The organism is Variovorax robiniae (assembly GCF_037889955.1).
Classification (GTDB): domain Bacteria; phylum Pseudomonadota; class Gammaproteobacteria; order Burkholderiales; family Burkholderiaceae_C; genus Variovorax; species Variovorax robiniae.
Genome location: NZ_JBBKZS010000005.1, coordinates 248804 through 260890 on the forward strand (window position 1 = coordinate 248804; position 12087 = coordinate 260890).

Annotated in this window: 13 protein-coding genes and 1 tRNA gene; 10 read left to right on the forward strand and 4 right to left on the reverse strand. The window is 63.0% G+C overall.

Translation table 11 applies throughout. The features are described 5' to 3' along the window. Positions 1-271: 271 nt before the first annotated feature. The 4 genes from WKW79_RS14505 to WKW79_RS14520 all read right to left on the reverse strand — a co-directional run bounded on the left by WKW79_RS14505 (position 272) and on the right by WKW79_RS14520 (position 5013). Positions 272-1936: an arylsulfatase gene (locus WKW79_RS14505; protein ID WP_340335868.1), complete on the reverse strand. Its 1665-nt coding sequence runs from the start codon at positions 1934-1936 to the stop codon at positions 272-274. An 18-nt stretch (positions 1937-1954) separates the two neighbouring features. Then, a complete protein-coding gene (locus WKW79_RS14510) occupies positions 1955-2896 on the reverse strand; it encodes a Bug family tripartite tricarboxylate transporter substrate binding protein (RefSeq protein ID WP_340335869.1) in 942 nt (313 codons plus the stop codon). A 187-nt stretch (positions 2897-3083) separates the two neighbouring features. Beyond that, positions 3084-4226 (reverse strand): BMP family ABC transporter substrate-binding protein, encoded by a 1143-nt coding sequence (locus WKW79_RS14515; protein ID WP_340335870.1) that lies wholly within the window; start codon positions 4224-4226, stop codon positions 3084-3086. 67 nt (positions 4227-4293) lie between these two features. Continuing rightward, positions 4294-5013, reverse strand: coding sequence for a GntR family transcriptional regulator (locus WKW79_RS14520; protein ID WP_340335871.1), 720 nt, complete (start codon positions 5011-5013; stop codon positions 4294-4296). Between the two features lie 218 nt (positions 5014-5231). On the opposite strand from WKW79_RS14520, the gene WKW79_RS14525 reads away from it, so the two are divergent. The 10 genes from WKW79_RS14525 (at position 5232) to WKW79_RS14570 (ending at position 11988) form a co-directional block, all read left to right on the forward strand. Continuing rightward, on the forward strand, positions 5232-6314 hold the full coding sequence (locus WKW79_RS14525) for a DUF1989 domain-containing protein (protein ID WP_340335872.1): 1083 nt from the start codon (positions 5232-5234) through the stop codon (positions 6312-6314). A gap of 48 nt (positions 6315-6362) precedes the next feature. Further along, positions 6363-7103 carry a dienelactone hydrolase family protein gene (locus WKW79_RS14530; protein ID WP_340335873.1) on the forward strand — a complete coding sequence of 247 codons (741 nt, stop codon included), beginning with the start codon at positions 6363-6365 and terminating at the stop codon, positions 7101-7103. 132 nt (positions 7104-7235) lie between these two features. Next, positions 7236-7310: transfer RNA gene (locus WKW79_RS14535), tRNA-Arg, on the forward strand. A 174-nt stretch (positions 7311-7484) separates the two neighbouring features. Next, positions 7485-8708 carry a tyrosine-type recombinase/integrase gene (locus tag WKW79_RS14540; protein ID WP_340335874.1) on the forward strand — a complete coding sequence of 408 codons (1224 nt, stop codon included), beginning with the start codon at positions 7485-7487 and terminating at the stop codon, positions 8706-8708. A 29-nt stretch (positions 8709-8737) separates the two neighbouring features. Beyond that, entirely contained in the window at positions 8738-9007 is a 270-nt protein-coding gene (locus tag WKW79_RS14545) for a hypothetical protein (protein ID WP_340335875.1), read from the forward strand. Between the two features lie 299 nt (positions 9008-9306). Continuing rightward, complete coding sequence (locus WKW79_RS14550) at positions 9307-9525, forward strand: hypothetical protein (RefSeq protein ID WP_340335876.1); 219 nt, start codon at positions 9307-9309, stop codon at positions 9523-9525. A gap of 108 nt (positions 9526-9633) precedes the next feature. Beyond that, positions 9634-10185 carry a hypothetical protein gene (locus tag WKW79_RS14555; RefSeq protein ID WP_340335877.1) on the forward strand — a complete coding sequence of 184 codons (552 nt, stop codon included), beginning with the start codon at positions 9634-9636 and terminating at the stop codon, positions 10183-10185. Then, positions 10178-10435 carry a hypothetical protein gene (locus tag WKW79_RS14560; RefSeq protein ID WP_340335878.1) on the forward strand — a complete coding sequence of 86 codons (258 nt, stop codon included), beginning with the start codon at positions 10178-10180 and terminating at the stop codon, positions 10433-10435. Before WKW79_RS14555 ends, WKW79_RS14560 begins: the two co-directional genes overlap by 8 nt. A gap of 92 nt (positions 10436-10527) precedes the next feature. Next, the gene (locus WKW79_RS14565) at positions 10528-11166 is read left to right on the forward strand and encodes a hypothetical protein (RefSeq protein WP_340335879.1); all 639 of its coding nucleotides are present in this window, start codon (positions 10528-10530) and stop codon (positions 11164-11166) included. A gap of 3 nt (positions 11167-11169) precedes the next feature. After that, entirely contained in the window at positions 11170-11988 is an 819-nt protein-coding gene (locus tag WKW79_RS14570) for a hypothetical protein (RefSeq protein ID WP_340335880.1), read from the forward strand. The last annotated feature ends 99 nt before the right edge of the window (positions 11989-12087 follow it).

Below are 12087 nucleotides of genomic sequence, written 5' to 3' on the forward strand. Positions count from 1 at the left end.
GGGCGTTTCCTGTGGTCACTATTAAGTATCTATCTAGATAGATAGTAGGCCGGAAACTGTCAGGATCACTTGGTGTTTGCACCTAGCAAATAACTGAGCGGTTAATTAATTCATGCGGCGCCGAGCGCAGGTGCGACCGGGACGGCCTCTGATGAACAACAAAGCCTGCGGTCACCCCCACTCACTGGCGGCCGACCGCAGGCTTTCTGCGTCGTTGAAGGGCGATGCACAGGCGCCCCCGCGATGCGCCGGCATGGGGCGCATCGAGCAACTATTTCCTGGCAGAGGCAGACGTCTCGGGCCGCCCACCCACTTCCCCGAAGGAGTTCTTCTTCGCGAGCGGCGAGTCGATCGGCCATTCCTTCACGCCGGTGACCGCTGCCCATTCCTGGTACGAGGCCACCAATTCCTTCAGCTTGTCGGCATGCTGCTGCGACACGTCGTGGACCTCGGTGCGATCCTTGACCATGTCGTACAGCTCCCAATCCCCCGGGTACTTGCGCACGGCCTTCCATCGGCCGATGCGGACGGCGCAGTTGCCTTCGTGCTCCAGGCACAGCGGCTTGTCGCGCTCGAAGTGTTCGCCCTTGAGGGCCGCGCCGAAGCTCTCCCCCTCGACGGATTGAATGCCCTGGTCGCCGCGCGACAGCGACGCCGTCGCGCCCGCCAGGTCCGCGAAGGTCGGCATCAGGTCCTGCACGTGCACCACACTGTCGTCGATGCGCGCGGACTTGACGACCGCCGGCCACGAGACGACCAGCGGCGTCGCGATGCCGCCTTCATGGACGTAGTGCTTGTAGAGGCGGAATGGCGTGTTCGATGCGTTGGCCCAGGGAAGGCCGTAGCTCATGAAGGTGGTTTCCGGTCCGGGCGTGATGTCCATGCTGTTGCCCACGCGTGTCGGGCGGCCATCGCGAGTCGGCACGCTGTAGCGGACGAAAAAGCCGTCTTCCTTCAGGTACTCCGCGCAGCCGCCGTTGTCGCTGAGGAACATGACGATGGTGTTGTCGCGCACGCCGAGCCGGTCCAGCGCGTCGAGCATGCTGCCAATGCCGCGGTCCATGCAGGTGATCTGTGCGGCATAGACGGCCATGCGCTGCGCTTCCCATTGGCGGGTCGCTTCGTCCAGCGATTCCCACGGCGGCGCGTATTCATCGCGCTCGGTGAGGGTCCATTCGCGCGGGACGATGCCGAGGTCCTGCATCTTCTGGTGCCGTTGCGCGCGGATCGCATCCCAGCCGCACAGGTAGCGATCCTTGTAGCGCTCGATGTCGGCGGGATGCGCATGCAGCGGCCAGTGGGGCGCGGTGTAGCAGACGTGCGTGAAGAAGGGCTTCCCATCCGCCACGGCCTCTTCCATCATGCCGATCGCCTTGGCACTGATGGCGTCGGTGTAGTAGTAGTTGTCGCCCTCGGGTTCGACGAAGCGGTCCTGCTCCATCAGGTTGAAGGGATTGAAGAAGCTGCCCGCGCCGGCCATGGTGCCGTAGAAGCGATCGAAGCCCCGCTGCAGGGGATGCGGATAGCCGGGCTTGCCGACCTTGGCCTCCTTCTCCGCCAAGGGCGTGCTCGGCCCGCCGACGGCCCAGTTCACATGCCATTTGCCGGACAGGCCGGTGTGGTAGCCGGCCTGCCTCAGCAACTCGCCGATGGTCTGCGTGTCCTCGCGCAGATAGCCCTGATAGGCGGGGCCTACACCAAAGTCCTCGACCATGTGGCCGACGCCCGCGCGATGCGGGCTCAGGCCGGTGAGGAGCGAGGCCCGCGTCGGACAGCAGCGCGAGGTGTTGTACATCTGCGTGAAGCGCAGGCCACTGGCGGCAAGCTGGTCCAGGTGCGGTGTCTCGATCTCCGAGCCATAGCAACCGATGTCCGAGAAGCCGAGGTCATCGGCCAGCACGAGCAGGATGTTGGGGCGCTGGTGGGGGGTACTCATGTGTTGGCTCTTGTGTGCTCAATCAAGTCGGATGTTGTTGCTGGCGATGAACTTCGCATTGCGCTCGTGTTCGGTGGCGATCCATTTCTTCGCGTCGGCCGCGGACATCCAGCGCGGGTTCAGGCCCAGTTCCTTCAGCCTGTCCTGCACCGCGGTGTCGCCCAGTGCCTGCTTCATGCGTTCGCTCGCCTTGTCCTTGTCAGCGGCCGGCGCCTTGGCCGACATCATCAGGAAGTAGGCGCCTTCGCCACGGAAGCCTTTGAGGCCCGCCTCGGCGATGGTCGGGACGCCGGGCGCGAGCGGCAGCCGCGTGTCGCTCGCGACGGCCAATGCGCGCAGCTTGCCCGACTTGACCAGGCTGGCGACGCCGGAGACGAGCACGAAGGCGGCGTCGACTCGACCGCCGATCAGGTCGGTGAGCGCGGGCGCGATCCCCTTGTACGGCACGTGCATCGGCTTGAAGCCCTCCGCCTCGGCAAACAGCCCCATCGTCAGGTGGCCGCTGGAGCCGATGCCGCCGGAGGCGAAGCTCACATTGCCGGCCTTGGCCGCATCGACCAGATCCTTCATGGTCTTCCAGGGTGCATCGGCGCGCACCACCAGCACCGTCGGCTGCAGCAGCAATCCGGCCACGGGCTCGACGTCGCGTTCGATGTCGAAGGCCTTGTCCTTCGGATACAGCAAGGGATTGACCGTGAGCAGCGTGCCATCCGCGACCATCCAGGCCTTGGGATCGGAGGCCACGCCGCGCGCGGCGATCATGCCGTTCGCCCCGGCCCGGTTGTCGATGACGAAGGTCTCGCCTTGCGCCTGGAACTTGCCGATCACGATGCGCGCAATGAGATCGGAAGGCCCGCCGGGCGGCGCCGGGACGACCACTTGCGTGACGGCGGGAGTCTGTGCGCCGCAAAGGACGGACGACATGGAGAGGGCGGCAATCGCCAACAGTTTCTTGAGCATGTTGAAAGCATCCTTTGGGCCGCCTTGCTGGGGCCTTGGGGAAATTCTAATAACTAACTAGATACTTACAACAGGGTTTGACCCTAGCCCGAAAGGAATGCGGGCTTGGCCGGACGCAGAGGACGCGTCCAGCCAAGCCCGATACCGCATTCACCCGGCCCAACGAAGCCGGATCATTCGTTCGCGATCAGCCCAGCGTGCCCGCCACGCCTTCAACCAGGTAGTCCATCTTCTCCAGCACCGGGTCGTAGTTGCCATAGCCCTTGTCGAGCACGACCTTGCCGGTGTTGCTCTTCACCGGCCCGGTGTAGATCGGCTTGCCGGCCTTCAGGTCCGCGATCGCCTGCGTCGCCGCATTGCGCGCCTTGTCGCTGGCGCCGGCGCCGAAGGGCGTGCTCAGCACCATGTCCTTGTCGTAGCCGCCAAAGAACTGGTTGGGCAGCTTCTTGCCCTCGGAGATGGCAACGGCGAAGGTCTTGTAGACCGTCTCCCACTTGTTCTCCGCGCCGGTGATGAAACCCTTGGGCGCGAGCTGCGCCTGCGATGCGTTGTGGCCCAGCGTCTTCACGCCCGCCTTCTCGGCCGTCTCGATGATGACCTTGGGGCTGTCCACATGGCAGGCGATAACGTCGTTGCCGGCGGAGATCAGCGCATTGCAGGCTTCGGCCTCGCGCACCGGCATCGACCAGTCGCCGGTGAACACCAGTTGCACCACCGCATTCGGGTTGACCTTGCGCACGCCCATGGTGAAGGTGTTGATGTTGCGCAGCACGATGGCGATCGGCTTGGCGGCGATGAAGCCGATCTTGTTGGACTTGGTCGACAGGCCGGCCGCGATGCCGTTCACGTAGTGGGCCTGGTCGAGATAGCAGAAGTAGCCGCCGAGGTTCATCGGGTGCTTGTCGGCCGACCACAGCGAGGTGGGATGGCGGAACTCGACCTTGGGATACTTCTTCGACATGTCGACCATGAAGGGGTCGAAGTAGCCGAAGGAGGTCGGGAAGATCAGCGACGCGCCGTCGCTCTGGATCATGCCCTCCATGGTCTTCCGCACGGCCACGGTCTCGGGCACGTTCTCTTCCTCGACGACCTTCACGCCGGGCACCGACTTCAGCGCCTTGGCCGCGACGGCATGGGCCTGGTTCCAGCCGTAGTCGTCGCGCGGGCCGACGTAGATGAGGCCGACCGTCACACCTTTGGATTGGGCTTGCGCGGCCGTTGCACCCAGGATGGCGGGCGCGATCGCCGTGCCGGCGAGCGTGCTGCCGACGGCGGAGCTCAGGGTGGTGCCCAGGAAGCGGCGGCGGTTCCAGTTGGTGGTGTTCGACATTTGCAGAGTCCTTTGGTGGTCGAGTTGGGAGAGCAGGGGGAAATCGTTGTGTGCGTGGCGCGATGCGTCAGGCCTTGCGGCGACGCATTGCTGTTGTCGTGGTGGTGGCGCTGTAGCGGCCAAGGATGCTGCCGAGGTCTTCGTCGACCAGCTTCTTCTCGGGCATCAGCGCACGCTCCTGCACCCCATCGAGGTGCGCGACCATGAGGCGCACAGCAGTTCTCTCGTCGCCGCGGCGGAAGGATTCGATCAGCGCGCGGTGTTCGTCGATGCCGCACTGCGACGAATGCGGGTTGCCGTAGATGGCCAGGATCAGCGAGCAGCGCGAGACCAGTTCGGAGAGATAACGCTCGATGACCGGATTGCCGCTCAGTTGCGCCAGCTTGATGTGGAACTCGCCAGCCAGCCGCGCACAGACGTTGGGCGGCAGGTCGCGCGCCGCCTCTTCCTCGCTGCGTACGTGACCTTCGAGCACCGCGCCCATCGCCGGCGTCCAGTGCTTGATGACGAGGCGCACCACCTCGCGCTCCAGGCAGGCGCGCGCCTCGAACACGCTCTGCGCCTCGGCCCGCGAGGGCTGCGCCACGGTCGCCGTGCGCTTGCGACCGGCCTCGACCAGGCCCTCGGCCGCGAGGCGTGCGAGCGCCTCGCGGATCAAGGTGCGGCTCACATTCAGATGCGTGCCCAACAGGTCTTCCGGCAGCTTCGTGCCGGGCGTGAGAGCCTGTTCGATCACCGCATGCTTGATCGCCAGGTAGGCGGCGTCGGCCTTGCTCGGTTCGGTCATGGTGTACAGCGCAGGTATTCCTGAAGTTGCAGCCATGTATGCGAAAAGCGGGCCAGCCCCAATGCGTGCCGAAACGGCCTTCGCGCACCGAGATGGCGCATTCAACCCACGCGCCAACCACTCACCTGCACCGACTTGTGCATGCCGTTGCTCGAACCAATTGGCCGAGATCTTGCATACCTGATCACATCCATCCGGTACACCAAACAGGAGTTGAAATGACCTCGCAGATGCTCAGGCTGAGCCTTAACCAGCAGCAATACGAACTGATCGACCGCTGCATCGCGCTTGGCGATGCGGCAGACATCCAGTCACTGGCACAGCGCGCGATCCGCGAATGGAAGGACGGCGTGCCCTCGGCCAAGGCCGCGCCCGCCGGCAAGCCCGACGTCTCCATGTTCTCGACGAAGCGCACGCTGGTGACCTCGCATGTGCTCCAGCCCGGCACCGGCAAGGCCTTCGAAGTGCGCAAGGGCCAGGTCATCCGCATCGAACAGGTCGAGGGTGGCCAGTGCGCCGACTTCAACTGCTTCAACCTGCACGACTACAAGGAGTTCATGCATGTCGGCCGCACGCGCACCGTGCATGGGCTCAACCCCGGCCCCGGCGACTTCCTGTGGTCGGCGCCGCCGCGCGAGCGCGCCATGATGTACGTGCTGGCCGACACGGTACGCGCCAACGACGTGATGTTCCCGCGCTGCAGCGCCAACCTCTACGAGTCGGCCTACGGCTTTCGCAAGCACACCAACTGCCACGACATCCAGTCCGAGGCGCAGCGCGAATACGGCCTCACGCCGGACGACGTGCATGACTCCTTCAACCTCTTCATGGTCACCGAGATCGTGGGCGACCGCGGCCGCATCGAACGCCAGACTTCCAAGGCCGGCGACTACGTCGAGTTCCTCGCGCTGATGGACGTGCTGGCCGTGCCGAACGTCTGCGGCGCCGACATCATGCGCACCAGCAACTTCTCGCTGAAGCCGCTGAAGGTCGAGATCCACGAGGCCTCGGAGGCCGACCTGGCCGCCGCGCCCGCCGTCGCCGAGTACGACACGCAACGCACACCGGCACAGTTTCGGCAGCCGACCATCAAGGCCGACCGGCCGTTGCAGCGCGACGAAAGCTATGTGCCGCAATTCACCAACACGCCAATCGTCGAGCGCGACATCGAGGTGCGCTTGAGCGATGCCGAAGTGGAGACGCTCCGCTCCTTCGGGCTGCACCAGTACTACGGCAGCAACCAGGGCGCGATGTTGCGGGATGTGGTGTTCAGTTGGTGGGAGAAGCGCTACCTGGGTTGATCGGCCCACAATCGGGCGGGCGAGATTTCACCCGCACAAAGGAAGCGCATGCCCACGGAACAAGTGACCCTCCGAACCCACGATGGCGATTGCCCCGCGCATGTCATGACGCCTGGCGGCGATGGGCCATGGCCAGCGGTGATCTTCTACGGTGACGCCGGCGGCATCCGGCCAGGGATGACGGAGATGGCCGAGCGACTTGCGGACGCCGGCCATGTCGTGTCGTTACCGGACCTCTTCTATCGCTTTGGACCGTACGGACCGCTGGTGCCGAAGGAGGTGTTCAAGGGAGACGTGATGGCGGTGCTCGGCCCGCTCATGGCCACCACGGGAACCGACAAGGCTGCCGAGGACACCGGCGCCTTCCTGGCGTATCTCGATACCCGCAAGGATGTCGCGGGCTCGAAGATCGGCGCCGTCGGCTTCTGCATGGGTGGGGGCATCGCGATTGCCGCGGCGGGAACCTGGCCGCAGCGCTTTGCAGCGGTCGCCAGCTTTCACGGTGGCCGGCTTGCGACGGACGCTCCGACCAGCCCTCACCTGCGCGTGCCCGACCTGGCTGCGGAGCTCTACATCGGGGTTGCCGACAACGATGCCAGCTACCCGCCGGAAATGGCCGCTCGTTTCGAGGAGGCATTGACCAAGGCTGGCGTGCGCTACCGCGCCGAGCTCTACCAAGGCGCACTGCACGGCTGGATGATGCCGGACTTCCCTGTCCATGACGCGGAAGCGGCCGAGCGCGGGTGGAGGGCGATGCTGGCGCTTTTCGAACGGACGCTGCGCGTGTGAGCAACTGCCTTTGAATCAGACCGCATTCGCCTTGCCCTGTACGCGAAGAAACTGGGGCCGTACCATCCGAAACGTCAGGACAGTACCGCGGATCGCGGCCACGATCAAACTGTTAAAGTCCCGGGCGCCCAAGTCCTCGTAGTTCAATGGATAGAACGGGGTCCTCCTAAGACTCAGATACAGGTTCGATTCCTGTCGAGGGCACCACGGTACCGGATCACGGCGTCTCACCAAGCATCAGAAACCCGCACGTTCTCCAGCGTAGCGGGTTTTTCTTTGCCTCAAGCCGTCTCACCGCGTAGCATCCCATCGCAGAGAAATACCGTTACTTTTGCCGGTATCTCAAAAAGTACCGGCAGCGAGATACCGTCAAGGATGGCAATGGCACTGACAGACACCTTTGTGCGGCAGGTGAAGCCGACCGAAAAGGCGATCGGCGACAAGTACGCAGACGGCGGAGGCATGTACCTGCTGGTGAAGGCTGCCGGGAAGTACTGGCGCATGGACTACTCCTTCGGCGGCAAGCGCAAGACGCTGGCGCTGGGCACGTACCCGGAGGTCTCGCTGGCCAAGGCCCGCGATCGACGCGCGGCAGCCCGTGAACTGCTGGCCGACGGCACCGACCCCAGCGCCGCCAAGCGCGAGGAAAAGCAGGCCCGCGCCAGCGCGGCAGCGAGCACTTTCGAAGTTGTTGCGCGTGAATGGCTGTCCAAGACGGCGGCCAAGCGCCAGCCCATCACCCAACAGAAGGTCAAGACCTGGCTGGAGAAGGACGTTTTCCCTTTCATCGGCAACCTCCCGATTTCCGCCATCGGCCCCCGCGATGTGCTGGAACGGGTAGTGCGCAAGCTGGAAGCGCGCGGGGCGATCGACACCGCACACCGGGTCAAGCAGCTTTGCGGGCAGGTGTTTCGGTTCGCGGTGGTGTCGGGGCTGGCCGAGCGGGACGTAACCTCCGATCTGCGCGAGGCGTTGGCAGTCAAGGCGGGCAAGCACTTTGCAGCGATTACCGAGCCCAAGCAGGCCGGCGACCTCATGCGCTCGATTCACGCCTATACCGGGCATCCTTGCACGGTGGCGGCGCTGAAGCTGTCCCCGTTGCTGTTCGTGCGGCCTGGCGAACTGCGCACGGCGGAGTGGGCAGAGATCGACCTGGAAGCTGCCGAATGGCGCGTCCCCGGCTCGAAGATGAAGATGAAGGTCGATCACATCGTCCCGCTGTCGGTGCAGGCGGTGGAGATTCTGCGCGGCTTGCAGCCGGTTTCCGGGCACGGGCGCTATGTCTTCCCCAGCATCCGAACTGGCGAACGCCCTATGAGCGAAAACACGATCAACGCCGCCTTGCGCGCCATGGGCTACAGCGCAGACGTGCATACAGCGCACGGCTTCCGCGCCACGGCTCGCACGATCATGGACGAGGTCTTGGGCGAGCGAGTGGACTTCATCGAGCACCAGCTCTCGCACATGGTGAAGGATGCGAACGGCCGGGCCTACAACCGCACCGCGCACCTCCCTGCTCGGCGGGAAATGATGCAACGGTGGGCAGACTACCTGGACAAACTTCGCATCGGCGCGGACGTGATCCCGATCAACCGGGCCGCATGATGTTGCTCGCACACCGAGCACCAATCGCCATGCTGGCCGCTGCGGTGATCCTGGCCGGCTGCGCTGCGCACTTCACGCCGGAGGCCGTCTCCGAGCCGTACGGCCTTTTCTCGGGCATCTGGCACGGCCTGATCTTTCCCTTCGCGCTGCTGGCAAATCTGCTGTCGTGGGCGCTCAGCCTGATAGGGGTCTCTTTCCTCCAGGCGATCGAGATTATCGGCCGCCCGAACACTGGGCTTTGGTACTACGTCGGTTTCGCGCTCGGCCTCTGCTTTTGGGGCGGCGCTGGATCGAGTTGACGCCCAAGATTGGCCGCCACCGGCTACTTGCGCGACAAGACGCCGATGGCAGCGACGCTTGACGTTGCGCCTGAGCTTTTGTGGATAACTTCGGCGGTGTTCCCTGCTCAATTGTTGAGCACCAAGCAGCGGGCACCTTCCCCATTGGAGAAACGCCGCGAACATTCAAAAGTTGTGCACATAGCCGAGCATGTACAACGAGCGTTATGTTAAACATATTGCTGCTGAAAACCATGATTGTTGCAGCATTGAGTTGATTTACTCTATGATGCGTCAACTGCAAAATCAGAGGCAATCAAGTGACTGCGGAAGAATTTACTGAAGCCCTCGCGGCGATCGGCTGGAAGCAATCCGACCTGTGCCGCAAGACTGGGCTCGAACGCAATACGCCAAGCCGCTGGGCAACTGGCGCGGTGCCGGTGCCCGGCTGGGTGCCCGCTTACCTCGGCGTGCTTCTCGAACTGAAGCGCATGCACGCGAAGTACTTGGATCCGAAAGAAGGCAAAGCGTCCGATTGAATTTGCCGCGCCTCAGGGCGACATCTGAGGCAACAAGTCGCCGGCCAAGGTGGTGGAACACCGAGACCGGCTAACCACAACGTGCATGACCTGAAAGGACCGCACATCATGGCTAACACTATTGTCGCTACTAAGGCGAAGAAGCCATCGCATTCCATGGCTGAAAAATCTACCTATCGAGCGTTCGAGGACCCCCTAATCATCCTTGTTCATGCTGGGGACACTTGCCACAGTGTCGGCTACTGGGACGAGGAACGGATCGGCGCCTACCAGTCGGATTACGGCCCCACTCACCTCGTGATCGGTCGACTGGCGGGGGATGATCAGATTCAACGCGCTGCGGCGCGTTATGGCCTCAACATGGCCGATCTGCGCGCTTTCCGAAATGGCATCACTTCCGCGCCCACCGACATCGTGGCGCGATTCCTTCCACAAGAAGGCGCAGTGTTTGAGGTGATCCGTTCTGCGGGCCGCTGTCGGCTGTGGAAGTCAACAACCGAGCCCCATCGTCTAGCGGACGGGGCCCTTTGCTCTGGGCGCGTGCACTATCACATCACGGTGGATGACGAGGCGGTCGTTGTCTTGATGCCTGACCTCGATCGTCACGCCCTTCCCAACTTCGAGCACATCGCCCGGCAGCAGGAGGCGAATCATGGCTAAGCCCACCGCCAGCGAAATCCAGCGCTCCCTGGCCAGCATCGAAGCACTGTGCAACTACGCTCGCGCCGCCGTGCGCCTCAAGATGGGCGACAGCGCCAAGCTGTATCGCGCAGAGGACGATCTGTCGGCAGCAATTCTCGCGTTGTGCAACCTCAGATCGGCCGTCGCCGGCCCGCGCAAGGACGGGCAAGCCGAGGCCATATCCGCAATGGGGCGAGTCGCCGCCGACAAGTACATGCGCACTGCATAGCATTCCAGTTTTGCCAGCCCTAGGCTGATCCCCGAAAACCCGTTCCCCTGGCGGGCTGGGCTGGCATCTTTCATCAGGGGCGCGAGGGGCGCATGGCAGATTTAACGCACTGGGACTTCCAGGAGACCTTTTCACCGATTGAAGTTTGCTGCCTCATCCTCGGCACTGACCCAGCCGCCACCCGTCGATACGACGAGCGTGAAGCGGTCATATTCAGTCGAATGGAAGCTGATTTCGAGCGTGCCCGTAGCGCGCTTTGGATCAGTGTGAGTGGCTTTCCCTTCGAAGGCGAAAGGTGGCCCGCGCGCGGCGGGCTGGTGTCGGTTGAAATGGAGCGCAAGTCCCGGCTAGGCGAAGACAAATGGAGCGCCGCAGAGGACTGGGCCAACAGGGCGGAGGGAAATTTCGAGCACGAATCGCTTTCACGCGCAGCGATTCACGAATGGCTTGAAGCGAACGGGTTACCGTCCGAATACACATTTGCACCGAAACAGAAATCCTCCGCGCCCCCCGCGATTGAAGGGAGGCCGCTCGCGAAGCGCGAACGCGAAACGCTGCTCACCATCATTGCGGCGCTGGCCAAAGAGGCGAAGATTCCTCTAGCTGCCCCAAGCAAGGCGGCGACGCTCATCCAAGATTTGACGGATCAGCTCGGAGCGCCCGTCTCGAAAAGGGCAATTGAAGACCACCTGAAGAACATACCTGCCGCCATCGCGGCTCGGTCGAGGTAGTGCGTGAGCAAGCTATTCAAACTGAAGCGTTGGCTCACGATTGCAGAGAGTGCGAAGCACCTCACAACGATCTTTGGCGAGGAAGTTACGGAGGCGGACATCCTGCGTTTTGCGCTGGATCACCGCCTCACTTTGTCAGTTGTTTTCTTGTCGGGTGCATTGGCATCGTTGTGCGTCCCCATCAAGGATGAGGATGTGCAATACAACGAAGTTCCATCGCTTGACGGCACCGAGATCCTCAAGCTTCCAATCGGCGGCCAAGTTGTCGTGACCCCAAGCGGGTCGTTGGCGCAGGTTCAGGATCAAGTGTTCAGGCTCGATGACGACTGCCCCTATTCGTTGTCCATGCTGGGCGGCGAAGCGGAGGACATTCAGCATAGATACTGGAATCTTGTCGGCGCTGAGCACGAAGAGACCTCGAATCTCTACGGCACGTTTGTCATGGATGCGGGACGGATGTTTCAGTTGAAGGCGGCACTCGCACCGAGCGCGACGGGCAAGGCGCGCGGGTTCTATCCGATCGGAGCTTTGCCGCCCGACGCAGCGCTCGTGGTGCAAACCGGCGACTTGCTCAACCTTGAGAAGTCCATCGCCGACGCTCCTTCTATCGAGGAAAAGCCGATCGGAACCAAGGAGCGGAACACTCTGCTGGCGATCATTGCGGTGCTTTGCAAGGATGCCGGTTACGACCTTGGAAAAGCGGCGAAGACTGCAGCGTCGATTCAAGCGTCGGCCGATCTGATGAAGATCTCGATAGGCGAAACCACCATCGAAGGGCATCTGAAGAAAGCTCGCGATGCGGCTGCAGCCCGCATGAAATAAGGCTTTCTCAGGCAATTGCCTATTTGGTTTGGCAGTTGCCCCCACTGCCTGACCAGAGGTTCCACAGTTCCACCCCATCGCGCTACGGCGCATTTTCAA